Origin of the sequence: Saccharothrix sp. (assembly GCF_031180885.1) — a bacterium.
Taxonomy (GTDB): Bacteria; Actinomycetota; Actinomycetes; order Mycobacteriales; family Pseudonocardiaceae; genus Actinosynnema.
This window is the reverse complement of the sequence record NZ_JAPSLK010000065.1, coordinates 1-23,329: the sequence shown is the minus strand read 5'-3', so window position 1 is coordinate 23,329 and position 23,329 is coordinate 1. Positions and strand designations below refer to the sequence as shown.

The following is a 23,329-nucleotide window of genomic DNA, read 5'->3' as shown; positions in this document are numbered from 1 at the left end:
CGGGTCCACTGTGGATCCCCGCAGTGGCGTGCGCCGCCGTGTCTCGATTGGTGGTCGGTCCACTGCGGACATGGGAAAACGAGAGATGGATTACTTCGTGTCGTGCCACCGGGGTGGGGGTCGCTGGGTGAGGATGTGGGTGTGAACCGAGCTTCGAAGATCGCTGCCGCCTGGTCGGAGCTTGCCGCCGACCAGCTGGCGGAGCAGGTGCGGCTGATGGTGAAGGCGCGGGACGCGGGTGCGCGTGCCGTCTGGGGCGCCGTGGCCGCGGACCAGGTGTTGGTGGCTCGTGTCCGGGGTGCGCTCTCGGCGCTCAAGGCGGAGTTCCGGGGGCACCGGGACGAGGTGATGTGGCTGCTGTGGATCAACCAGGCCCAGCAGCACCTCGTGGCGGACACCGCGCCCGCGCCGGCTCCCGCCGAGGACGTGGTCGAGGACGCCGTCGAGGTCGTCGAGGTGGTGGACGTGCCGGCGCAGGAGCCGGTCGCCGCGGCCCGGGCCGTGCGGGACGTGCCCGTCATGGTGTTCCAGGAACCGCTGTCCCAGTGAGAACCGGGTGCGCGGTCCAGCGCACCCGGTCAGACCCGCCCGGCCGCCGGCCGTCGTCGCAGTGACTCGAACGGACCAGCGAGGTCAGGCGGCGAGGAGTTCGGCTTCCTCCGGCGTGGGCTCCAGCAGGGGGTCGAGGTCGGCGAGCAGGCGTTCGGCTTCCTGGAGCGAGTGGGCGATGTCGGCGCGGCGGGCGTCGAGGTGGTCGGCTCGGGCTTGGGCCGTCGCCACGATCCGGTGAGCCTGCTCTTGGGCTTCGCGGACCAGGCGTTCGGCGTGGGCCTGGGCGGTGGCGCGTCGGGTGGCGATGTCCTTCAGGGCTTCGGCGCGGCGGGCGGCCATGGCGACCTCGAAGTCGGCCTGCACGCGGGCCCGGAGTTCGGCGGCCTGCCGGTCGAGGTCGCGGCGGCGTTGTTCGGCTTCGCGGGTCATCGCGTCCACCTGGTCGCGGGTGCGGCGGAGCAGGTCGCGGTGTTCGGTCTCCATCTCGTGGCGGCGCGCGTCGAGGTCGGCGACCAGGCGTTCGTGGCGTTCCCGCAGCCGTTCGGTGGCGCGGCGGGTGGTCTCCCAGCTCTGGTCGGCCGCCGCCCGCGCCCGCGCGGTCACCTCGTCGGCCTCGGCGTGGGCGAGTTCGAGCATCCGCCGCAGGCGTTCCGACAGCGCGTCGGGCTCGACCGGGGTGCGGCACACCCGGTCCAGCGTCTCCTTCAACTCCCGGATCTCCGCGCGGGCGCGTTCGAGTTCGCGCGCGAGGTCGTCGGCGCGGGCCACCGCCGCGTCGCGGTCCACCGCGAGCAGGCGCAGGTCCGCCTCCACCGCCGCCACGTAGTGCCGTACCTGGCGGCGGTCGAAGCCGCGCCACGCCGCGTCGAAGTCGGTGCGCAGGGGGACGAGTTCCTCGCGGCCGTCGGTCACCTGGTCCACCACCCTTTCGAACGATCTTGGCTCGACACAGGGGAATACGAACATCCTCGCCGCCCGGTTCCGGGTACCGCGTCACACCGCCCATGTGGACGTACGCGATAGTGCAACCGTGCGGGTTCTCTTACAGGACAAGGTGTGGGTCCACTACGGGCAGTTGTCGGTCGAGAGCGACGTCGAGATCGGCGGTGACATGGGCGAGTGCTTCGGCGGGCAGCGCAACGGCCTGCTCGGCGCGGCCGTGCCGGGGACGCTGTTCCTCATGACCGGGCTGCACACCGGCGAAGTCGGCTTCACCGTCGAGCGGCACGACACCGAGCCTGCCCTTGGCCCGGAATGGGAAGACGTCGTCGAGGCGTCCTTCCGGCCGGTCGGCGAGGCCGCCCTGGTGGGCTGGGCCGGCGAGTGGTCGGTGGAACTGGACCTCGTCGAGACCGACTACCGGGTGCGCTACTGCGGTGTCGGCATGGACCGCGAGAACGCCGCCGAGCCCGAAGACACCGAGCCGGAGGACGTCGAGCAGGAGCGCTACCTGCTCCAGTTCTGGCCCGCGCCGCCCGCGCCGGACGGCGTGGTCCGCCAGTCCAGCGCCCAGGCCGAGTACTGGCACGCCTACGCCCGCAAGCAGCCACCGCCGCCCTCGCCCGAGGAGAAGGAACGCGCCCGCCAGGAGGCCGAACGGGAACGGCGGCGCGCGGCGGAGCAGGCCCGGCACGAGGCGCTGGCGCGCGAGTGGGGTGGTGTGCTGCCCGATCCCCGGCTGGTGGCGATGGGCCGGCCCGCCGTGGACCTGGGCCGCATGGACCGGCCGTTGCTGGACGCCCTGGCCGCCGCCGATGACGACGTGCGGCGGCGGGTGGCCCGGTGGGCGGCACGGCGGGCGTGCGTCGAGGCGGGGCTGGACGGGGTCGCGTGGATCGCGCCCGCGCTGGACGCGGTGGACCGGGGCGAGCCGCTGCCGTTCGCGGACGACCGGGAGCCGTGGGACCGGCTGCTGTCCGACCCGACCGTGCCGCAGACCGTGATCACCACGCTGGACGGCCGCACCGACAACTTCCTCCAGCAGGCGATGGCCCTGCCCGTCCTGTTCTCCGTCGTCGGGGAGGACCCGCTGCGCGCGGTGGTCGAGGTCGTGCACACCGCCGCCGCGACCATGGGGTACGGCCGGCACGGGGTGCTGTTCGCCGAGCTGCGGCAGGCGTTCCCCGGGCTCTAGGCCTCGAACACGACCCGCCCGTCCACCACCGTCATCGCCACGTCGACGTGCGGCAGGTCGGCGGGCGCGACGTCGAGCGGGTTGGCGTCCAGCACGCACAGGTCAGCCGCCTTGCCGACCTCCAGCGTGCCCTTCCACGACTCCGCGCCGTCCTGGTGCGCCGGGTGCACGGTGTGGGCGCGCAGCAGTCGGCGCATCAGGACCCGGCTCGGCGGGAGGTCCAGCCAGCGGGCGGCGGCGGCGATCGAGCGGCGCCAGTCCGGGTCGAGCACGGGCGCGTCGGAGCTCAGGCACACCCGCACACCGCGGTCGAACGCCTCCCGCAGCGGCCACGCGGCGCGCAGCACGTCCTCGCCCAGGGCGGCGGCCAGCCAGGGGGCCGTGGTGACCGCGATGCCGGGCTGCGTGTTGAGCCCGATGCCCAGCGCGGGCAGGCGGTCCAGCACGTGCGGCGGGATCAGGTCGCCGTGGATCAGGTAGTGGCGGCCCGCCGGGCCGTGCGCGGCGATCGCGTCGGCCATCGCGGAGACCACGACCTCGATGGTCCGGTCGCCGGTGGCGTGCACGCCGATCTGGTGGCCGGCGCGGTGGGCGAGGGTGATCATGGCGCGCAGGTTGGCCTCGCGGTCCGGGTCGTGCGCGCCGTCGACCAGCAGGCGGCCGGAGGTGCCGTCGGGGTAGCAGTGGTGGGTCCAGGCCGAGCGCGTGGGCGGGATGCCGTCGGCGAAGATCTTCACGCCGGTCACGTTGAGCCGGCGCGGGTCGGCCGCCGGCGGCGCGGTGGCCAGGCCCGCTTCGAAGGCGTCCAGGGAACTCGGGCCGTCCAGTTCGCCGAACAGCCGCAACACGGTGACCCGGGCACGCAGCTGCCCTTCGTTCGCCAGGGCGGCGTACTCGTCCAACACGGCACTGCCGAAGCAGCCGGTGACACCGCCGTCCTCACCGGGGCCAAGGCCGGGCTCGGTGTAGCTGGTGATGCCCAACCGCGCCGCGAGGTCGCCGGCGTGCAGGATCGCTTTCCGCCGCCCTTCACCGTCGACGATCAAGGGCTCACCGTGCTCACCCGCGCCCTCGCCGAACAGGGTTCGCGGCCACAACGCGCCCAGCCACGCGCCGTGCAGGTGGGAGTCGTTGACACCGGGCATGACCGTGCGACCACGCAGGTCCACCACGCGGGTGTCCGGCCCGACGAGCCCGGCGACGTCGCCGACCGCGACCACCCGCCCGTCGGCGACGGCCAGGCTGTCCGCCTCCCGGTCCCGGCCGTCGAACGTGAGCACCGTGCCGCCGGTGAGCACCAGATCGGCGGGCAGGGATGTCGACACGGCGTCCTCCGTCAACGGCTGTAGATGAACGGACCTCATCCTCTCTGCTGTACTCGAAGGGATCAAGGTTTTAGTCTATGTATGTAGACTAACGTGCGGCGATGAGGAGGTCCGATGACGGGACAGCGGGTGCTGGGTCCGGGTGGTCCGCGGGTGCCGGTCCTCGGGCTCGGCTCGTGGAACACCTGGGACCGCATGGAGTTCGACGACGCGGTCGCACTGCTGCGGCACGCGGTGGACGCCGGCGCGACCCTGTTCGACGTCGCGCACTACAACATGGGTCCGCACGCCGAGCAGGCGCGCACCGACATCATCTTCGGCGAGGCCGTGCGCGCCGCCGGGATCGGGCGCGACGAGTACCACCTGTGCGGCAAGCTGTGGCTCTGGGAGTACCCGGCGACCGGGTTCGCGGGGCAGTTGACCACCTCGCTGGCCCGGGTCGGGGTCGAGCGGTTCGACAGCGTGGTGGTGGGGGACTACCTGTCACCGCCGGACGTGCGGGCCATCGTCACCGACGTCAACGAGCAGATCCGCGCCGGCCGGTTCGCGGTGTGGGGCGTGAACAACTGGGTGGCTTCCGACCTGGCGACCGCCTTGGGGTTCGCCGCCGCCGAGGGGATGGTGCCGCCGACGTTCGCGCAGCTCAAGTACAGCGTCGCCCGCCGGTCCATGGCCGAGGGCGAGCACTACGGTCCGCTGTTCGAGTCCGGGCGGCTGGCGTTGCAGGCGTCGGACGTGCTGGAGGGCGGCATCCTGGCCGGCCGCAAGTTCCCCGAGCGCAAGATCGGCGCGGACCCCGGCGGCATCCGCGACGCCATCCGCGCGGCGGCGGACGAGGTCGCCCTGGTCGCGGCCCGCTTCGACGCCACCCCCGCCCAGGCCGCCATCGCGTTCTGCCTGACCAACCCGGCCGTCGCGAACGTGCTCTTCGGCGTGAGCCGCCTCGCCCAGCTCCGGGAGAACCTGGGCGCCCTGCGCCTGGCCGCCGACCACGGCCCCGAACTCCGCGCCGCGCTGGATCCCCTGTGGACGGACCGGGAAGTCCGCTCCGACGGCTCCTGGTGAGCTAAGCGCGCGTCAGCCGCTCGAAGAACGAATCCAGGTGCTGCCGCTGGAGCTTGCGGGTGGAGAACCGCGGCCCGACCAGGCTCATCACGTTCGCGCCCGCGGTGAGCAGCACGATCTCGTCCACCAGTTGCTCGTCCGGCGTCGCCGTGCGGATGTCGCCGTCCGCACGGCCCCGGCGGATGTGCTCGCGCAGCGCGCCGCGCCAGGACCGCAGGTGCTCGGCGTAGCGGTCGTGCAGCCGCTGGTTGCCCAGGGACATGTCCCAGAACGCGAGCAGCACCCGGCCCGCCGTGATGCGCTTGGCGTCCAGCGGCATCGCGCCGTAGCAGAGGACGCGCAGCGCCTCCAGGCCCGAGCGGTCGGCGGTCGCGGCGGTGATCTGCGCGTGCACCGCCGACAGCGCGCGGTCGAACGTGGCCTCCACCAGGGCGTCCTTGCTGGCGAAGTACCGCTTCAGGGCGCCGTTGGCGAACCCGGCGGCGGCGGCGATCTCCCGCATGGTCGCCGCCTCGAACCCGCCGCGGACGATGAGGTCCCAGGTCACGTCGACGATGTGTTCCCGCCGCTCGTCGTGGTCGATGACCTTGGGCATGCCACTCCTCGCTGCCGCTGACCTGTGTGTATGTCTACGTTCGTAGTGTATCGGCCGGCTTGCCCGGTGCGGCGCGGCCGTCGATAGTGATCGACGTGAACCTCGCCGACCTGTACCGGGACCTCCACCAGCACCCCGAACTGGCCTTCGCCGAAACCCGCACGGCCGCGGTCGCCGCCCGCGAACTCCGCGCCGCCGGTTTCGAGACCACCGAGGGCGTGGGCGGCACCGGCGTGGTCGGCGTCCTGCGCAACGGCGACGGCCCCACCGCGCTCCTGCGTGCCGACATGGACGCGTTGCCCGTGCTGGAGAAGACCGGCCTGCCCTACGCCAGCACGGCGGTCGCCGACCGGGAGGGCGAGCGGGTCCCGGTCGCCCACGCCTGCGGCCACGACGTGCACGTGACGTGCCTGATCGGCGCGGCCCGCCGGTTGGCGGCCCAGCGCGAAGGTTGGCGCGGCACGGTCCTCGCGGTGTTCCAGCCCGCCGAGGAGGTCGGCGGTGGCGCGGAGGCGATGGTCGACGACGGCCTGTTCGACCGCTTCGGCAAGCCCGACGTGGTGTTGGGCCAGCACGTGGCCCCGATCCCGGCGGGTTTCCTGGGCGTGCGCCCGGGTCCGGCGTTCGCGGCGGCGGACACCGTCCGGGTCGTGCTGCACGGCCGTGGAGGCCACGGCTCAAGGCCGGAGGCGGCGGTGGACCCGGTGGTCATGGCGGCGGCAACCGTGCTGCGCCTCCAGACCGTGGTGTCGAGGGAGATCGCCGGCGGCGACACCTGCGTGGTCACCGTCGGCGCTGTGCGGGCGGGTACGGTGGCCAACATCATCCCCGACGACGCCGAGCTGTTGATCAGCGTCCGAAGCTACGACCCGGTGGTGCGGACCAGGGCCCTCACCGCGATCGAACGCATCGTGCGCGCGGAGGCAGCGGCCTCCGGCGCTCCACGCGATCCCGAGGTGACGGTTCTGAGCAGCTTCCCGGCGGCGGTGAACGACGCGGAAGCGGCCGAGCGGACCCGCGCGGCGTTGGCGGGTGTGGTGGGCGCGGAACGGGTAGTCGACCCCGGCCCGGTTACGGGCAGCGAGGACGTCGGCGTGTTCGCGACCGCCGCCGGTGTCCCGCTGGTGTACTGGCTGCTGGGCGGGGCCGACCCGACGGTGTTCGCGGGCGCTCGGACCTTCGACGAGCTGCGACACGTGGCGGCAACGATCCCGGCCAACCACTCACCGCTCTTCGCCCCGGTCATCGAGCCGACCCTGGACATCGGCGTCGCCGCTTTGGTCACCGCCACCCACGCTTGGCTGGCCGTCTGAGGAACGCGCTTCGCGTTTTCAGGATGGACGCGCTGGCGCGCTCTCAGGACGTACGCGCCGGCGCGCTTTCAAGATCAAAAGCGAGCGCTCGCCGCGTGGCAGGCCCTGGGGGTTCCTGTGGCTGATAGCCCGAGCACAAGCAGCGCCTGCGGCGCGAAAGAGCGCCGCTGCGCGGCGAAAGGCAAAGCCGCCGGAGCGCGGCGAATGGCCTAGTCGGTCTGAAGGCCCACGTGGTTGCCGACCTCGTCGTGGTCGGCGGCGCTGAGCACGGCGTCCAGCAACTGCGGGAAGCGGCTGTCCAAGTCCGCTCGGCGCAGGGTCAGGTAGCACCGCGTGCCCTCGTTGCGGCTCTGGACGATCCCGGCCGCCCGAAGGGTCCGCAGGTGGTGGCTCAAGGTCGACTTCGCCACCGGCGCGCAGAACTCGCCGAAGTTCCGCTCCCCGCCGTCGGCGAGCAGCCGGACGACACCCAGCCGGAGCGGGTCGCTGAGGGCCGCCAGCACGTCGGGGAGTTGCAACTCCTCGACGGTCGGGTCGCTGTCCTTGTGGCGCACGCCTCGATCTTACCGCGTTCGATGGTTTGCGAACATCGAACAACGACCGCTAGGTTGATGTTCGATCGTCACCGAACATCGAACAAGACATCGAACGACTGGGGTGGGTCCATGGAACTCAAGGGTCAGGTCGCGCTGGTCACCGGCAGCACGGCGGGGATCGGCCGGGAGACCGCGCGGCTGCTCGCCGGGGCCGGGGCGGAGGTGGTGGTCACCGGGCGGGACGCTGTCCGGGGCGCCGAGACCGTCAAGGAGGTCGAAGCGGACGGGGGTGTGGCCAGGTTCGTCGAGGCGGACATGGGTGACCTGGCGGCAGTGCAGCGACTGGCCGAGGTGGTGGGGGACGTCGACATCCTGGTCAACAACGCGGGGATCTTCCCGTTCGCGCCCACGGTGGAGCAGTCGCCGGCCGACTACGAGCGGTTGTTCGACGTCAACGTCCGGGCGTTGTTCTTCCTCACCGCCGCGCTCGCGCCGAAGATGCTCGCCAAGGGCTCCGGCAGCATCGTCAACGTCTCCACCGCCGCCACGGCCATCGGCGTCCCGGGCGCGGCCGTCTACAGCGCGACCAAGGCGGCGGTCGAGTCGCTGACCCGCACGTGGGCGGTGGAGTTCAAGGGGGCGATCCGGGTCAACACCGTCTCGCCGGGGCCGGTGGCCACCGACACCGTGATGGCGATGAACCCGGAGATCGCCCAGCGGATCGGCGAGGCGACCCTCCTGGGGCGGGTCGCCGAGCCCCGTGAGATCGCTGAGGTCGTCCTGTTCCTGGCCTCGCCGCGGTCGAGCTACATCACCGGTCAGAACCTGGTGGCCGACGGCGGGCACAACATCGTCTAGTGCGGCCGGATCTCGCCTGAACCCCGGCGGACCAGGGACGCGGGCACCACGGCGTGCACGGGCGGGGACGTGTCGCCTTCGATGCGCGCGAAGACGAGTTCCGCGGCCTTGCGGCCCAGGGCCGGCACGTCCTGGCGGACCACGGTGACACCGGGTTGGAGCATGTCCGCCAGGGGGAAGTCGTCGAACCCGATCAACGCCACCCGGTGGTGCAGGTCGCGGGCGCGCAGCACGCGCATGGCGCCCACCGTCACCAGGTTCTGCGCGGTGAACAGGGCGGTCGGGCGGGGATCGCGGTCCAGCAGTTCCGCGGTCGCCCGCTCGGCCGCGTCCGGGCCCTTGAGGTCGGTCCGGACCAGGTCCTCGCGCAGCTTCAGGCCGGCGTGCGCGAGGCCCTCCAGGTAGCCGGTGTAGCGCTCCTGGCTGGTCCACAGGGTCCGCCGGTCGCCCAGGAACGCGATGTCGCGGTGCCCGAAGTCCGCCAGCTGGAGCACGGCCTCGCGCGAGCTGTCCCGGTTGGTGGTGGTGACGCTGTCCGTCCCGCCGAACGTGGGCGGCCGGTCGACCAGGACCATCGGGGTGCCGCGCTCGCGTTCCTGCTGCAGCGCGTCCTGGTGGCCGCCCACCGCCATCACGACCATGCCGTCCACGCGCCGGGTGGCCAGCGACTCCAGCAGCTCCCGTTGCAGGAGCGGCTCGTCCTCGCTGCTGCCCGCCAGCACCAGCACGCCGTTCTGCCGCGCCCGGTCCTCCACCGCGCGCAGCAGCGCCGAGTCGAACGGGTTGGACAGGTCCTCGAACAGCACGCCGATGGTGGCGCTGCGCTTGTCGGACCGGCGCAGGCTGCTCGCGGTCAGGTTCGGCCGGTAGCCGAGGGACCGGGCCGCCGCGCGCACCCGTTCGACCACCTCCGGGCCCGCGCCGGGCAGACCGTTGATGACGCGGGACACGGTCTTGGTGCTGACCCTGGCCAGCGCGGCCACGTCCCGCATCGTCGGCTCACGCCGCTCGTCCATGCTGCTCCACCCCGGGGGTAACGCTTGCGTAACGGCAACTTGTCGTGACTTCGGTCACGAAGCTAGCGTCAACGATGACTCAAGGGAAGTCCCAACCTCGTAGCCAGCTCACAAGGGCGCTGATCAATCCGCTCAGCTGGTTACGTCAACGTTGACGTAGGAGGAGACATGGCGTGTTCGACCGCCAAGCGCACGGCGCTGGCCGCGGCGGCGCTGCTGGCGCTGGCCGCGTGCGGGGACGGCGGGTCGTCCGGTGGCGGCGGCACGCTCGTCGGACTGGTGACCAAGACCGACACGAACCCGTTCTTCGTGAAGATGAAGGAGGGCGCGCAGCAGGCCGCCGGGTCGACGGGCGCGACCGTGCAGTCGTTCGCGGGCAAGCAGGACGGTGACAACCAGTCCCAGGTGGACGCGATCGAGAACCTGATCGGCGCGGGCGCGAAGGGCATCCTGATCACACCCAACGACTCCAAGGCGATCGTGCCGTCGGTGGACAAGGCCCGCCAGGCCGGTCTGTTGGTCATCGCCCTGGACACCCAGTTGGAGCCCGGCGACGCCGCCGACGCCACCTTCGCCACCGACAACTACCAGGCCGGCAAGCTGATCGGGCAGTGGGCGAAGGCCAAGTTCGCCAAGGAGGGCAAGCAGGCCAAGATCGCCCTGCTCGACCTCAACCCGAACCAGGTGTCCGTGGACGTCCAGCGCGACCAGGGCTTCCTGGAGGGCTTCGGCGTGGACGTCAAGGACAAGAACAAGATCGGCGACGAGTCCGACCCGCGCATCGTCGGCCACGACGTCACCGACGGCGACCCGTCCGGCGGCCGGACCGCGATGGAGAACCTGCTCCAGAAGGACCCGGGCATCAACCTCGTCTACACGATCAACGAGCCCGCGGCGGCCGGCGCGTACGAGGCGCTGAAGGCGGCGGGCAAGGAGAAGGACGTCACCATCGTCTCGGTGGACGGCGGCTGCCCGGGCGTGCAGAACGTCAAGGCGGGGATCATCGGCGCGACCGCCCAGCAGTACCCGTTGAAGATGGCGCAGCTCGGCGTCGAGGCCATCGCGAAGTTCGCCAAGGACGGCACCAAGCCGCAGAACACCCCCGGCAAGGACTTCGTCGACACCGGCGTCACCCTGATCACCGACCAGGCGGCCGAGGGCGTGGAGTCCAAGGACTCCGCTTGGGGCCTGCAGAACTGCTGGGGCTGAGGTTGATGTCCACCACCCTGTCCGCCAAACCGAGCGGCAACCCGCCCGGCGCCCCCGAGGCGCGGCGCTCCCCGCTGACCCGGCTCCAGCACCTGCTGCACGCCCAGGCCACCATCGGCCCGGCCGTGGTGCTGCTGGTCGCGGTCATCGTGTTCGCGCTGCTGTCCGACCGGTTCCTGACCCCGGGCAACATCTCCCTGATCGTGCAGCAGGTCGCGGTGGTCGGGACGCTCGCGGTCGGCCAGACGATTGTCATCCTCACCGCGGGCATCGACCTGTCCTGCGGCGCGATCATGGTGCTGACCTCGATCGTGATGGCCAAGGTCGCCGCGGACACCGGCCTGCCCGGTGTGCCCGCGTTGCTGCTGGGGTTCGTCGTGGGCACGCTGTGCGGGTTGCTGAACGGCGTCTTGGTGACCCGGCTGAAGCTGCCGCCGTTCATCGTCACGCTCGGCACGCTCAACGTGTTCTTCGCGCTGAACCTCTGGTACTCGTCCAGCGCGACGATCCGCGGCACGGACATGCCGAAGCTGCTGCTGTGGACGGGTCAGACGTTCACGATCGGCGGCACCCGCATCACCTACGGCTCGATCATGATGGTGCTGCTGGTCGCGGCGATGGCCTTCGCGTTGAAGAACACCGCGTGGGGCCGGCACGTCTACGCCACCGGTGACGACGCCGAAGCCGCGCGCCTGTCCGGCATCCGCACCGGCCGCGTGCTGCTCGGCGTCTACGCCACCGCAGGTCTCGTGTACGCGGTGGCGGCGTGGATCCTCATCGGCCGCATCGCCTCGGCCAGCCCGCAGGCGGGTCAGTTGGACAACCTGGACTCCATCACCGCGGTGGTCATCGGCGGCACGTCGTTGTTCGGCGGGCGTGGCGCGATCGTCGGGTCGCTGCTGGGCGCGTTGATCGTCGGCGTGTTCCGCAACGGCCTGGCGCTGGCCGGGGTGGACGTGCTGTGGCAGACCATGGCCGTCGGCGTGCTGATCATCGTCGCGGTGTCGCTGGACCAGTGGATCCGGAAGGTGAAGCCATGACCACCCCCGTGCTCGAAGCCCGCGGCCTGGTCAAGCGCTACGGCCGGGTGACCGCGCTGGCCGGTGCCGACCTGGAACTGCTGCCCGGCGAGATCCTCGCGGTCATCGGCGACAACGGGGCGGGCAAGTCCAGCCTGATCAAGGCCCTGTCCGGGGCGCTGGTCCCGGACGAGGGCGAGATCCTGGTGGACGGGCAGCCGGTGTCGTTCTCCAGCCCGATCGACGCCCGCCGGGCCGGGATCGAGACGGTGCACCAGTCGCTGGCCGTGTCGCCGTCGCTGGACATCGCCGCGAACCTGTTCCTGGGCCGCGAACGCCGCCGCAAGGGCGTGCTCGGCACGGTGTTCCGGATGCTCGACCGGGCCGGGATGCGCGAGGAGGCCCGCCGCCAGCTCGACGCCCTCGGGATCATGACCATCCAGAACCCCGGCCAGGCCGTGGAAACCCTGTCCGGCGGGCAGCGCCAGGCGGTCGCCGTGGCGCGGGCCGCCGCGTTCGGCAGCCGGGTCGTGATCATGGACGAGCCGACCGCCGCGCTGGGCGTCCGCGAGTCCCGGGCGGTGCTGGACCTGGTGCTCCAGGTCCGGGACCGGGGCCTGCCGGTCATCCTGATCAGCCACAACATGCCGCACGTGTTCGAGGTCGCCGACCGCGTCCACATCCAGCGGCTGGGCCGGCGCAAGGCCGTGGTCGACCCGAAGTCCATCTCGATGTCCGACGCGGTCGCGATCATGACCGGCGCATTGGAGGCACCGTGAGGGTCATCGCCCTGTTACCCGGCACCGTGAGGGTCATCGCATTGTTGGTGGCGGCCGTGGTCGGCCTGGCGCCGACCGCGGCCGCCCAGCCGTCGTTCGACGAGCCGTACCGGCCGCAGTTCCACTTCACGCCCGAGCGGAACTGGATGAACGACCCCAACGGGCTGGTCTACCACGAAGGCGAGTACCACCTCTTCTACCAGTACAACCCCAACGGCAACACGTGGGGCGACATGTCCTGGGGCCACGCGGTGAGCCCGGACCTGGTGCGCTGGCGGGAACTCCCGCTCGCCATCCCGCACGACGACACCGAGATGGTGTTCTCCGGCAGCGCGGTCGTCGACCACGGCAACACCACCGGCTTCGGCACCGCCGAGGACCCGGCGATGGTCGCGATCTACACCAGCCACTACAAGGCCGACGGCCGCCAGGCGCAGTCGCTGGCCTACAGCACCGACAACGGCCGGACGTGGACGAAGTACGCGGGCAACCCGGTGCTGGACATCGGGTCCCGCGAGTTCCGCGACCCGAAGGTGCAGTGGCACGACGGCCGGTGGCTGATGACCGTGTCGCTGTCGGTGGACCGCAAGGTCCGCTTCTACAGCTCACCCGACCTCAAGACGTGGACCCACCTGAGCGACTTCGGGCCGCAGGGCGCGGTGGGCGGCGTGTGGGAGTGCCCGGACCTGTTCCCGCTGGCCGTGGACGGCGACCCGAACCGGGTGAAGTGGGTGCTGGTGGTGAACCTCAACCCCGGCGGCATCGCGGGCGGGTCGGCCGCGCAGTACTTCGTCGGCGACTTCGACGGGACCCGGTTCACCCCCGACGACGACGGCTCGTACACCCCGCCCTCCGGGGTGGTGCTGCAGGACTTCGAGCAACCCGGGTACGGGACGTGGACCACGACCGGGACCGCGTTCGGCGACGGGCCGGTGTTCTCGGCCCAGCCCGGCATCGAGGGCTCCGGCTACGCGGACAGCTTCCACGGCGGCGACCCCGCCACCGGCACGCTGACCTCGCCGGAGTTCACCGTCTCCTCGCGGTACCTGAACTTCAAGGTGGCGGGCGGGCGGCACCCGCGGGTCCCGGGGTCCTCGACCGAACCGCCCGCCGGGCGCGTGCTGGCCGACTTCGAAGGCGCCGACTACGGGTCGTGGACGGTCACCGGCGACGCGTTCGGCACCCGGCCCGCGACCGGGACGCTGCCCGGCCAGCACCCGGTGTCCGGGTGGGTCGGCGGCGGCCTGGTGAACACGTTCCTCGGCGGTGACGCCACCACCGGGACGCTGACCTCGCCGGGGTTCACCGTCGACCGCCCGTGGCTGAACCTGCTGGTCGGCGGCGGGCACCACCCCGGCCGGACCGCCGTGGACCTGGTGGTGGACGGGCAGGTGGTGCGCACCGCGACCGGCCGGAACAACGAGGCGCTGGACTGGGTGGCGTGGGACGTGCGCGAGTTCGCCGGCCGCACCGCCCGGCTGCGGGTCGTGGACGCCGAGACCGGCGGGTGGGGGCACGTGAACGTCGACCACGTGGTGCTCTCCGACGCGCCGGCCGCGCCGTGGTCGGTCGAGACGACGGTGGACCTGCTGGTGGACGGGTCGGTCGTGCAGAGCGTGACCGGCGACGACTCCGGGACGCTGGACTGGGCGTCGTTCGACCTGCGGTCGTACCAGGGTCGGCGGGCGCAGGTCCGGCTGGTGGACCGCAACACCGGCGGGTGGGGCCACCTGCTGGTGGACCACTTCGTGGCGGCCGACGCGCCGGCGCTGTCGTCCACCCAGCGCGCCTCGTGGGTGGACCACGGCAAGGACTACTACGCCGCCGTGTCGTGGGAGGGCGCGCCGGACGGCAAGCGGCACATGATCGGGTGGATGAACAACTGGCAGTACGGCGGCGCGGTGCCGACCTCGCCGTGGCGCGGCGCGCAGAGCGTGCCCCGGGAGATGGGGCTGGTCTCGCGCGGCGGCCGGATCGTGCTGACCCAGCAGCCCGTGGCGGCCCTGCGGTCGTTGCGCGGTGCGGCGGTGGTGCGCGGCGGGATGACCGTGCGGGACGGGGCGGTGTCGGTCGCGCGGGGCACGTCGTACGAGGTCGACACGACGTTCGCGCTCGGCGACGCGGACCGGTTCGGGCTGGAGGTGCGGACCGGGCCGGGGGAGAAGACCGTGATCGGCTACGACTCCGGCGCGCGGGAGCTGTACGTGGACCGCACGCGGTCCGGGCAGGTCGGGTTCAGCGCGGACTTCCCGGGCGTGCAGCGGGTGCGGCTGGAACCGGTGGACGGCCGGGTGCGGCTGCGGGTGCTGGTGGACCGGTCGTCGGTGGAGGTGTTCGGCGGCGCGGGCGAGGCGGTGATCACCGACCAGGTGTTCCCGTCGGCGGGCAGCGACGGGGTCCGGGTGTTCGCGGAGGGCGGTGCGGCACGGGTGGCGAAGTTCCAGCTGTGGCCACTGCGCTCCTACCGGCGGTGAGCAGGACGTTCGCCTGAACGGGTGAACCTGTTGGGCCATCGGTAATACGCCGGGTGGACGTGGCGAGGACCGGAGTGACGGCGGGTAACACGCCGTGACGGCAGGAGGTCCTCGCCATGACCCGCACCAACGACGGCGTACCGGCCGTGCTCGCCGCGATCGAGGCGGCCGGGCAGGCCGATCCCGATGCCGCGAAGAAGGTCGCCGAGGCGGCGAAGGCGGCGGCCGACGCCGAAGCCGCCCGGATCGCCGCCGAGCGGGCGCAGGCGGAGCTGGCGGAGTGGCGCGACTCGGCTGACCTGCGCAAAGCCCAGAACGAGGCGGCCCAGGCGAAGATCGCCGAGGAGGCCGAGAAAGCCGAGCGGGACAAGTGGGCCGCGCTCGTGCCCGACCTGTCCAAGGTGCAGCTCGGCCAGACGTCCGCGGCCGGTGACCAGGCGATTCGGGGCAGCGCGCTGGCCCTGCGGGCGCTGGAGGACGCCGCCGGCGCGGTCGCGAAGGTCGTCACGGACCTCAAGCCCACCAAGTCGGTCCTGGTCACCGGCGAGGTCGACCTGGCCGCCGGCGAGGCCGCCCACCGGTCGGTCCGCACGGGGCTGGCACGCCTGACGAAGACCGCCGACGACCTGCTGGAACGCGTGCGGCCACCCGCGCAGGAGGTGGCCGCGCCGCTCGCGGTCGGCGCGATCGTGGCCCAGGCCGTCCCCGCCCTGATGAGCCTCGCCTCGCCCAAGCGGAACGTGACGACCGTCGCCGTCCCCGCCGACGACGTCGCCTCGGCGGCGAGCGTGATCGGGAAGCTGCTGGCCGCCGGGGTCCCGGTCGTGCACGACGACTTCCGGATGCCGAAGGCGACCCGCCTGGAGAACTCCCTCGCGGACCTGATCGAGAAGCGGAACGAGGTCGCCGACCGCGCCGAACAGCTCGGTGACGACCGCAAGGCCGACCGTGACCAGCTGAAGTCGTTCGTCGCCTCGGTCGACGCGTTACTGACCGCCATCTCCACCGTCCCCTCGGGCGCGAGCCGCTCGCCGTGGGCCGACGCCTGCCTGCGCGACGCGCTGCACGACGAGTCGGTGGAGTACGTGGTGCTGGTCAAGGGCGCGGCCGGCACGACCACCCAGCTGGTCAGCGACCGGCCGTTCGCGGCGGACGACGTATCACTGGTGGCCGACGTGAGCATCACCTACCTGGTGCTGCACGTCGCCGACAACAGACTCGTCGCGGCCGGCTCGGCGGCGGGCACCGCGACCGTGATCGGCAAGATCGGCGCAGAACTGGACGTGAAGCCATGACCGACGCCAGGAACTACCTCCACCTGCTGGGCCAGGGACAGGGCGCGGCGCAACTGGAGAGCGCCGGGGCCACCCCCGGCACCCCGCCGCCCAAGCCCGAACTCCTCGACAAGCTCAAGGCCGAGATCGCCTGGGTGGAGCGGAAGACCGGGATCCGGCCCGACGAGGACGCCGTGCGCGCGTTGCTGGGCAACGCGAACGAGGCGATCAGCCGCCTCTACGGTGACGGCGCCGACGCGTCGCTGGGCGAGGCGGAGATGTCCGGGCTGGAAGCGGTGGTGCGGGCGGACGGGTCGCGGCCCGTGCTGTTCGTGGAGGACGACTTCGTAGACCTGAGAGCCCCGTCGCTCGGGCTGTTCGCGGCCTCGCTGTCGCGGGTGTCGGACGCGGTGCGGGACGTGTGCCGGGCGGTGGGGCGGGTGGACGACCCGTCGCCCGAGGTCCGGCTGGGCTACCACGGCACCGCGTGGATGGTCGGCGACGGCCTGGTGGCCACCAACTACCACGTGCTGCAAGCGATCGCGCCCGGCGGGGTGCGCCGGGACGGCCGGTTCCAGGGCCGGCTCAAGACCGGCGTGTCCGTCCACTTCGGACACGAGGTGAAGGGCGCGCTGCCCGAGCGGCGGTTCCCGATCCGCCGGGTGGTCGCGGTCGGCCGGGAGGGCGAGGACTCCACCCGCCACCCCGAGTTCCCGGAGCTGAACTTCGGCGGCCTGGACCTGGCGATCCTGGAGCTGGAACCGGTGCCCGGCCGGCCGTTCCCGGCCCCGGTGAAGGTGGCGCGCGGCGACGACCCGGTGAGCATGGGCGGCCTGGCGACCCGGGGGCGCGGCGTCTACCTGGTCGGCTACCCCGGCGGGTCGACCTCGCCGGACCTGTTCGCGAGCATCTTCGCCGGCGTGCGCAGCTTCAAGCGGCTCGCGCCAGGCGCGATCATGGCCGGCGCGGGCGAGGTCGAGCACGACCCGAAGGGCTGGATCCTCACCCACGACATCAGCACGCTGGGCGGCAACTCGGGTTCGGCGCTGGTCGACCTCGACGGCGACGGCCGGTCCGTGCTGGGCCTGCACTTCGCGGGCAACCACCTGCGCGAGAACTGGGCGCACGCGGCCGAGCGGATCACCTCCGACCTGGACGCGGCGGTGGGGGTGTAGTGCCGTGGCGGCTCCGGTCGACGAGGGTCGGTGGGACCCGAAGGTGGTCGCGCTCGCGCACGCGGTCAAGCTGGACGACCCCGTCCTGGTGGACCGCGTGTGGGAGCGGCTGCGCCTGGCCCACGGCATCCACCTGCGCCGCGACACCGGGGCCGACCCGCTGGAGTTCGCGGCGGAGGCGCTGCACGTGGCCGAGGGGCGCGGGCTCCTGCGTGCGCTGGCCATCGAGCTGATCAACCAGGAGCTGGTGCTGCCCGAATTCGAGGAGCGGCTGACCGCGATGGTCGGGGCGACCGCGTTCAACCTCCAACTGTTCGTCAACGGCGACTTCACGCCCAAGAGCGCGCTGGTGTCGGCCCGCCGGTTCCTGGACAGCTGCGACCGGGTGTGCCGCATCGACGTCGACGGCCGGCACCACGGGACGGGCGTGCTGGTGCGGCCCACGCTGGTCGCGACCGCCGCGCACGTCGTGCAGGACCTGGTGCGCGTGGAGAACGGTGTGCTGACGGCGGTCGAGGGCAGTCGGGAGAAGTTGACGCTGACGTTCGGCTACGCCGAGGACTACCTGCCGCCGCCGGCCGCCGAGCCGCGCGGCGCGGCCGGTCTCCAGGTGGTGCCCGAGCAGGTCCGGGTCTTCGAGGGCGAGGTCGCGGAGCCGCACGAGCAGTGGCTCGCGTGGGGCAGCCTGCCCACGGCGTCGGAACGCTTGGGGCTGCTGGACGTCCGCGACATCGCCGGTATCACCGAGTCCGACGGCCCGTGGGACCTCGCGCTGATCCGGCTCGCCGAGCCGCGCCGGGTGGACCGGAGGACCCGCCTGGGCAGCCGGCCGCCGGGCGACAAGTTCCCGGTGCACGTGCTGCACCACCCGGGCCGGGCGAGCGGCGTCGCCGAACCGCTGCTGTGGTCCATCGGGCAGCTCGACGAGCAGCTGGGCGCACCCGCCGTGCGGTACCTGCACGACGCCAACACCGTCGCCGGCTCGTCGGGCGCGCCGCTGTTCGACGACGAGTGGCGCGTGGTGGCCCTGCACCAGGGCGGCGGGCGGACGTTGCAGGCCGTCGGGGACGCGCCGAGCGTGCCGGCCGAGGCGCGCAACCGGGCGGTGCCGGTGTGCCGGTGGCTGTCGAAGCTGGACGAACTGGAGGATGTCGTGCCCTACCTCCAGGAAGTCCGGGGACCGGCCGGGCCGCAGCGGGTCGTGGGTCGCCGGGGCACGCAGGAGCGGCTGTGGCGGGCGCTGCGCGAGGGCGCGCCGGCCGAGGACCGGCTGCTGATCGTGCGCGGCGAGCCGGACACCGGGCTGCGGTTCACCAAGCGGCTGGTGGGGGAGTACGTGCGCACCTACAGCGACGGTGTCGTGGTGGCGCTGGACGTGGCCAACGCGCTGGGCACCGACGCCGCCGGGTTCGCCGAGCACATCGCGGGGACGCTGTCCGCCGAGCTGGACCCGGCGTGCGGCGCCCCGGTGACGACCGGGCAGAGCCAGGTCCGCAACGGGATCGCGCCGCGGCTGGGCGCGGTGCTCGACGGCGTGGCCGGTCGGCGCGCGGTGTGGCTGGTGTTCGAGGGGTTCGACCGGGCGCGGGTCAGCGACCAGCACGGGATCGACAACCTGCTGCTGAGCCTGATCGGGGCGCTGCCGGACTACCGGACCGTGCGGCTGGTGATGGTGTCGTGGCAGCAGACGCCGCCGGACCGGTTCGCGCTGTCGGTGGAGGACCTGAAGCCGCCCACGGCGGAGGACGTGGCCTATGCGCTGGTCGGGCCGGGCGGGCGGCCGGGGGAGGACGACGTGGCGCTGGCGGAGTTCGCGTTGGAGCGGGCCAAGGCGGGGAACCTGACGGGGTACCGGGCGGCGGCGAAGGCGATCGAGCTGGTCCTGGGCATGCTGAAGGCCCGCGAGGTGGCGTGATGACCGTGCCCACGACACCTGAGGAGAACAGGTTGCTGGAAGCGTTCCTGGCGCGGCGGTCGTCGGCCGAGCGGGAGGCGTTGGTGCGCAGGCTCGCCCCGCCCGAGCCGCCGCCGGTCGCCGAGTCCGCGGTGCGTGCCGTGCGGACCCGGGGCGCGCTGTCGGGATCGGTCGCGCCGCGGGACCTGGTGCGCGGGTTGCCCGCCGAGGAGGCCGACCGGGTCCTGGATCTCGTGGCGATCGACTTCGACCGGGCGCTGGTCGGCCGCGAGTGGCGGTGGACCATGCGCAGCGGGCCGCGCGAAGAGGCGTTGGCACGGCTCGCGGCCGAGGGCGGGGTGACCGCGGCGTTGGCGGAGGCCGAGCGGGTCCCGACCGACGAAGCCGGGAAGACGTTGCGCGAACTGGCCGCCGCCGGACGGGACGGGGCGCGGCCGTTGTTCCGCCGGTTCGCCCGGGAGGAGCGGGACGACCGGGCGATCCTCCAGGCGCTGACGTGGGCCGCCCCGCTGGGCGGGCGGCAGGGTCACCTGGCCGAGGCGCGCCGCCGGGCCGGCCTGATGGCCGTTCGCGACAGCTACAAGAACCTGCTCGACATGGGCGTCCACGGCCGCGACCGGGAACTGGAAGCGTTGCGGCACTTCGTGTGCGCGCCGGTCGACCCGGCCGGTCCGGTGCCGGTGCTGGCGGTCACGGGTGTCGGCGGCGCGGGCAAGTCGACGTTGCTGGCCGCTCTGGTCGAGCCGTACCTGGAGCGGCAGTTGGACGCCGACGTCCCGGACGGGCCGATCGCCGTCGTGATCGACTTCGACCGGGTGGTGTTCCGGGTCAACGCCGAGCTGGAGCTGTCCTTCGAGGTCACCCGCCAGTTGGGCTGGGCGGCCCCGATAGCCTCCGCCGACTTCTCCGCCCTGCGCCACCAGGCCCGCGAGGAACGCCGCCACGTGGGCACCGACCTGGCCGTGGAGTCGGTGGAGACCGACGTGCGCACCGCGACCGGGTTCGAGTTGGAGGCCCGGGTCCTGCTCGACCTGCACGACCTGCGCCGGCGGACCGTCGTGCTGGTGCTGGACACCTTCGAGGAGTGGCAGCGCGACCGGCCGGTGGCGGGGGCGCGGCGCGGCGGGTGGAACGACCCGGAGCGGCGCATCCAGGAGTGGATCTGGCGGTTGCGGCACGAGATGGGGCTGGACCACCTGCGGGTCATCGTGTCCGGGCGGGCTCCGGTGTCCACATTGGACGATCTGGCCATGGTGCCGCCGCTGGAACTGGGCGATCTGGACACCGACGCGGCGGTCCGCGTGATCACCGGGTTCGGCGTGGACCGGGACGCGGCCGGCGCGGTCGCCCGTGCGGTCGGCGGCAACCCGTTGGCACTGCGGGTGGCGGCGCGCTTCTACGGCAAGCTGTCCGACGCCGAGCGCCGCCGGTTCGTGGCCACCGCGCACGAGACCCACCCCGGGCTGGACGACGAACTGCGCGCCGCCGTGCTGTACGACCGGTTCCTGTCCCACATCCGCGACGAGCGCGTCCGCCGGCTCGCCCACCCCGGCCTGGTGCTCCGCCGCGTCACGCCCGACCTGGTCCGGCACGTCCTCGCGCCGCACTGCGACCTCGACCTCGACCACGGCGACGAGCACACCCTGGTCGACCTGCTGGCCGACGAGGTGTGGCTGGTCGCGGAGGCCCCCGACGGCCTGCGCCACCACCACGAGGTGCGCCGGGCGATGCTGCGCATGATGACCGGCGACCCCCGGCACGGCCACCGCGTCCGCGCGATCCACCGCGCCGCCGCCGACTGGTACGCCGCCGGCCGCGACCAGCACCTCCGCGACGACGCCGCCCGCGCCGAAGCCCTGTACCACCTGCTGATGCTGGAGGACGGCCGCCGCCCGGTCACCGAAGTCCTGGGCACGCACTTCCCGCCCACGGGCAACGACTTCCACCCCCGCGTGACCGTCCAACTGCGCGCGCTGCGCGGCGAAGACCTGACCGACGAGGAGGCGCTGGAACTGCCCGCCGAGGTGTGGAACCGGTGGCTGGCCGGTTATGGCGGGCACCTGCTCGCGGACGGCTTGGCCGAACACGCGTTGCGCCTGTTCGAGGACCGCCTGCGGTGCCGCGGTGACGCGCACGAACCGGAATGGCTGGCTCGCGCGTACTGCGACGCGGCCCGCTGGCGCGAGTACTGGCCGATCGTGGCACGCGTGCCCGGTTCGCCCCGGGTCGACCGGTACGCCCTGATCAACGCGCTGGCCTCGCACGATCTGGCTGAGTACGACCGTCGCGTGGCGGCTCTGCGCGGTTCTCAGTTGGACCGCTTCCTGACTGCCGGCGGCGGCTTCCTGTCTTCGTTGCGCGGCAAGTACTTGCGCCACCGGAAATCGTTGCGGGAAAAGGACCTCTACCCGGTCGACGAACTGCGCCGGGCGGTGGTGCGGGCCGCCGCCGGCACACCGTCCACCCTGACCGGCCTGTCCGGCCTGTTCCGCCCCGACCCGGCCTGGCTGCGCGACTGGACCCGGCTCGTCGGCGGCCCTGACCTGGCGGCGGAACTGCCTTCGGTCCCGTGGTCGGTGCGCAGCGACGAACTCCTGGGCGAGTGGTCCGCCCGCTTCGCCCGCACCTGGCCCAAGCCGGTGATCACGCCTTCCCGCCTGACCCCGGACCTGGTCCACGTGCTGCGCGGCGACAACCCCGAGCTGCGCCCGGCGGTCCGGCTGGCGGCTGGGGTGGTGGCCGACCGGTTGGGCGTCCGGGCGGTGGCCGAGGCGGCGGGCGAGGTCCTGCCCATCCCGACCGCCGACTTCGACCCCGATGCTCTGTCGGACGCGGTGGAGCACGCGGTGATCGTCCAATTGGTGGAGTACGTGGACCGTTCGGGCGTCCTGCGGCCCTTCCTGGCGGGATTGCACGCGCGGTATCCGGCATCGGGCCTGGTCCGCGGTGTTCACGAGGCGTTCGAAGCCTGGGACGACGCCCACGAGGAGCTGTTGTCCCGACTCGTGTAGCAACCACGGGCCGCGCTACGCGTCTCGGACGGTAAAACCCGACTTCCCTTGCGAGGTCCGCGTGATCCGTCCTCTTGCCCTGGCCGCCCTGACGGCCGCCGCCACCCTGACCGCCACCGCCCTGATTGCCGCGGGGCCCGCGCACGCAGCGATTCCCGGCGACGAACTCGTCTGGTCCGACTCCATCGGCCTCACGTCCGCCACCAGCCGCATCAACTCCGTCTCCTGCCCGTCCGGCAAGCAGCTCATCGGCGCCCGCGCCTACACCAGAGGCGCGCCCCGGGACACCCTGATCACCGCCCTCATCCCGACCGCCACCGCCGCCGTCGCCCTGGCCCGCGAGGACGAGGACGGCACCGAGCGGGAGTGGACCGTGACCGTGGAGGCGGTCTGCGCGCTGCCCGTCCCGGGGCACCAGATCGTGGTCCAGCACTCGGAGACCAACTCGACCAACAAGCAGGTCCGCGCGACCTGCCCCACCGGCAAGAAGCTCCTGACCGCGGGCTGGAACACCCAGGGCGAGGGGCAGGTCTGGGTGAACCAGGTGGCCTTCGCGTTCGACGTGACGAGCGTGGCCGTCACCGGCATGGAAGACCCGGACGGGTACGCGGGCAACTGGCGGCTGTCGACCTACGCGGTGTGCGCGGACCCGTTGCCCGGCCAGACCGTGCGCACGGCGACCTCGGTGACCGACCAGTCGGACAAGATGTTCGACGTCCGGTGCGAGTCGCACCAGCGGTGGCTGTCGGCGGGGTGGTCGTTCATCGGCGCGGGCGGCGTGACGCCGGCGGGGCAGGTCTCGCCGAACCTGTGGGCGCAGGGGACGTCCTGGTTCCAGCTCAACGCGTGGGAGGACGACGACGGGTTCATGCACGACTGGTACGCCGTGGGGCGGGCGGTGTGCGTCGACCGGGCGTGAGCCGAGGCAAGATCACAAGCTGAAAACTCAAAGCTAAAAGCGAGCGCTCGCCGCGCGGCAGGCCCCGGGGGTGGAAGGGCGTCGGTTCGTCCCCCGTACGGCCTGCCGGAGGCAACCACCCTTCGCTCCTCTTCGCAACCGGTGAAGCGTGGTTGCGAAG

General features: G+C 72.6%; 19 protein-coding genes. 14 read left to right on the top strand and 5 right to left on the bottom strand.

What is annotated here, in order from left to right:
- The first annotated feature begins 141 nt into the window (after positions 1 to 141).
- On the top strand, positions 142 to 549 hold the full coding sequence (locus RIN75_RS38300) for a hypothetical protein (protein WP_309116998.1): 408 nt from the start codon (positions 142 to 144) through the stop codon (positions 547 to 549).
- Between the two features lie 84 nt (positions 550 to 633).
- On the opposite strand, the gene RIN75_RS38295 is transcribed toward RIN75_RS38300, so the two are convergent.
- Positions 634 to 1,464, bottom strand: a complete 831-nt coding sequence (locus RIN75_RS38295) for a hypothetical protein (protein ID WP_309116997.1) — start codon at positions 1,462 to 1,464, stop codon at positions 634 to 636.
- 118 nt (positions 1,465 to 1,582) lie between these two features.
- Between RIN75_RS38295 and RIN75_RS38290 the strand changes: the two genes are divergently transcribed.
- Positions 1,583 to 2,686: a hypothetical protein gene (locus RIN75_RS38290; protein ID WP_309116996.1), complete on the top strand. Its 1,104-nt coding sequence runs from the start codon at positions 1,583 to 1,585 to the stop codon at positions 2,684 to 2,686.
- Here RIN75_RS38290 and RIN75_RS38285 read toward each other — a convergent pair.
- Positions 2,683 to 4,011, bottom strand: a complete 1,329-nt coding sequence (locus RIN75_RS38285) for an amidohydrolase family protein (protein WP_309116995.1) — start codon at positions 4,009 to 4,011, stop codon at positions 2,683 to 2,685. The genes RIN75_RS38290 and RIN75_RS38285 overlap by 4 nt on opposite strands.
- A gap of 114 nt (positions 4,012 to 4,125) precedes the next feature.
- Between RIN75_RS38285 and RIN75_RS38280 the strand changes: the two genes are divergently transcribed.
- A complete protein-coding gene (locus tag RIN75_RS38280; protein WP_309116994.1) occupies positions 4,126 to 5,076 on the top strand; it encodes an aldo/keto reductase in 951 nt (316 codons plus the stop codon).
- 1 nt (position 5,077) lies between these two features.
- On the opposite strand, the gene RIN75_RS38275 is transcribed toward RIN75_RS38280, so the two are convergent.
- Complete coding sequence (locus RIN75_RS38275) at positions 5,078 to 5,671, bottom strand: TetR/AcrR family transcriptional regulator (RefSeq protein ID WP_309116993.1); 594 nt, start codon at positions 5,669 to 5,671, stop codon at positions 5,078 to 5,080.
- A 95-nt stretch (positions 5,672 to 5,766) separates the two neighbouring features.
- On the opposite strand from RIN75_RS38275, the gene RIN75_RS38270 reads away from it, so the two are divergent.
- Positions 5,767 to 6,984, top strand: coding sequence for an amidohydrolase (locus tag RIN75_RS38270; RefSeq protein ID WP_375296077.1), 1,218 nt, complete (start codon positions 5,767 to 5,769; stop codon positions 6,982 to 6,984).
- Between the two features lie 209 nt (positions 6,985 to 7,193).
- On the opposite strand, the gene RIN75_RS38265 is transcribed toward RIN75_RS38270, so the two are convergent.
- Positions 7,194 to 7,538: a metalloregulator ArsR/SmtB family transcription factor gene (locus RIN75_RS38265; RefSeq protein WP_309116992.1), complete on the bottom strand. Its 345-nt coding sequence runs from the start codon at positions 7,536 to 7,538 to the stop codon at positions 7,194 to 7,196.
- 111 nt (positions 7,539 to 7,649) lie between these two features.
- On the opposite strand from RIN75_RS38265, the gene RIN75_RS38260 reads away from it, so the two are divergent.
- A complete protein-coding gene (locus RIN75_RS38260) occupies positions 7,650 to 8,378 on the top strand; it encodes an SDR family oxidoreductase (RefSeq protein WP_309116991.1) in 729 nt (242 codons plus the stop codon).
- Here the strand turns inward: RIN75_RS38260 and RIN75_RS38255 are convergent.
- On the bottom strand, positions 8,375 to 9,394 hold the full coding sequence (locus RIN75_RS38255; RefSeq protein ID WP_309116990.1) for a LacI family DNA-binding transcriptional regulator: 1,020 nt from the start codon (positions 9,392 to 9,394) through the stop codon (positions 8,375 to 8,377). The genes RIN75_RS38260 and RIN75_RS38255 overlap by 4 nt on opposite strands.
- A 168-nt stretch (positions 9,395 to 9,562) precedes the next feature.
- On the opposite strand from RIN75_RS38255, the gene RIN75_RS38250 reads away from it, so the two are divergent.
- From RIN75_RS38250 to RIN75_RS38210, 9 genes are all read left to right on the top strand, one after another.
- On the top strand, positions 9,563 to 10,603 hold the full coding sequence (locus RIN75_RS38250; RefSeq protein WP_309116989.1) for a sugar ABC transporter substrate-binding protein: 1,041 nt from the start codon (positions 9,563 to 9,565) through the stop codon (positions 10,601 to 10,603).
- On the top strand, positions 10,576 to 11,643 hold the full coding sequence (locus tag RIN75_RS38245; RefSeq protein ID WP_309116988.1) for an ABC transporter permease: 1,068 nt from the start codon (positions 10,576 to 10,578) through the stop codon (positions 11,641 to 11,643). The genes RIN75_RS38250 and RIN75_RS38245 overlap by 28 nt, the downstream gene beginning before the upstream one ends.
- Entirely contained in the window at positions 11,640 to 12,401 is a 762-nt protein-coding gene (locus RIN75_RS38240) for an ATP-binding cassette domain-containing protein (RefSeq protein WP_309116987.1), read from the top strand. The genes RIN75_RS38245 and RIN75_RS38240 overlap by 4 nt, the downstream gene beginning before the upstream one ends.
- The gene (locus RIN75_RS38235; RefSeq protein WP_309116986.1) at positions 12,398 to 14,875 is read left to right on the top strand and encodes a GH32 C-terminal domain-containing protein; all 2,478 of its coding nucleotides are present in this window, start codon (positions 12,398 to 12,400) and stop codon (positions 14,873 to 14,875) included. Before RIN75_RS38240 ends, RIN75_RS38235 begins: the two co-directional genes overlap by 4 nt.
- A 116-nt stretch (positions 14,876 to 14,991) precedes the next feature.
- On the top strand, positions 14,992 to 16,170 hold the full coding sequence (locus tag RIN75_RS38230; RefSeq protein ID WP_309116985.1) for a hypothetical protein: 1,179 nt from the start codon (positions 14,992 to 14,994) through the stop codon (positions 16,168 to 16,170).
- Positions 16,167 to 17,324, top strand: coding sequence for a serine protease (locus RIN75_RS38225; protein WP_309116984.1), 1,158 nt, complete (start codon positions 16,167 to 16,169; stop codon positions 17,322 to 17,324). Before RIN75_RS38230 ends, RIN75_RS38225 begins: the two co-directional genes overlap by 4 nt.
- Before the next feature lie 4 nt (positions 17,325 to 17,328).
- Entirely contained in the window at positions 17,329 to 19,239 is a 1,911-nt protein-coding gene (locus RIN75_RS38220; RefSeq protein ID WP_309116983.1) for a trypsin-like peptidase domain-containing protein, read from the top strand.
- The gene (locus RIN75_RS38215) at positions 19,239 to 22,250 is read left to right on the top strand and encodes an ATP-binding protein (protein WP_309116982.1); all 3,012 of its coding nucleotides are present in this window, start codon (positions 19,239 to 19,241) and stop codon (positions 22,248 to 22,250) included. Before RIN75_RS38220 ends, RIN75_RS38215 begins: the two co-directional genes overlap by 1 nt.
- A 61-nt stretch (positions 22,251 to 22,311) precedes the next feature.
- Positions 22,312 to 23,169, top strand: coding sequence for a hypothetical protein (locus RIN75_RS38210; protein ID WP_309116981.1), 858 nt, complete (start codon positions 22,312 to 22,314; stop codon positions 23,167 to 23,169).
- Positions 23,170 to 23,329: the final 160 nt, after the last annotated feature.

Bases quoted from the DNA above. Each gene is read 5' to 3' on its own strand.
- RIN75_RS38280 (WP_309116994.1), top strand. From the start codon at position 4,126: ATGACGGGACAGCGGGTGCTGGGTCCGGGTGGTCCGCGGGTGCCGGTC.
- RIN75_RS38275 (WP_309116993.1), bottom strand. From the start codon at position 5,671: ATGCCCAAGGTCATCGACCACGACGAGCGGCGGGAACACATCGTCGAC.
- RIN75_RS38260 (WP_309116991.1), top strand. From the start codon at position 7,650: ATGGAACTCAAGGGTCAGGTCGCGCTGGTCACCGGCAGCACGGCGGGG.
- RIN75_RS38255 (WP_309116990.1), bottom strand. From the start codon at position 9,394: ATGGACGAGCGGCGTGAGCCGACGATGCGGGACGTGGCCGCGCTGGCC.
- RIN75_RS38250 (WP_309116989.1), top strand. From the start codon at position 9,563: ATGGCGTGTTCGACCGCCAAGCGCACGGCGCTGGCCGCGGCGGCGCTG.
- RIN75_RS38240 (WP_309116987.1), top strand. From the start codon at position 11,640: ATGACCACCCCCGTGCTCGAAGCCCGCGGCCTGGTCAAGCGCTACGGC.
- RIN75_RS38230 (WP_309116985.1), top strand. From the start codon at position 14,992: ATGACCCGCACCAACGACGGCGTACCGGCCGTGCTCGCCGCGATCGAG.
- RIN75_RS38225 (WP_309116984.1), top strand. From the start codon at position 16,167: ATGACCGACGCCAGGAACTACCTCCACCTGCTGGGCCAGGGACAGGGC.
- RIN75_RS38215 (WP_309116982.1), top strand. From the start codon at position 19,239: ATGACCGTGCCCACGACACCTGAGGAGAACAGGTTGCTGGAAGCGTTC.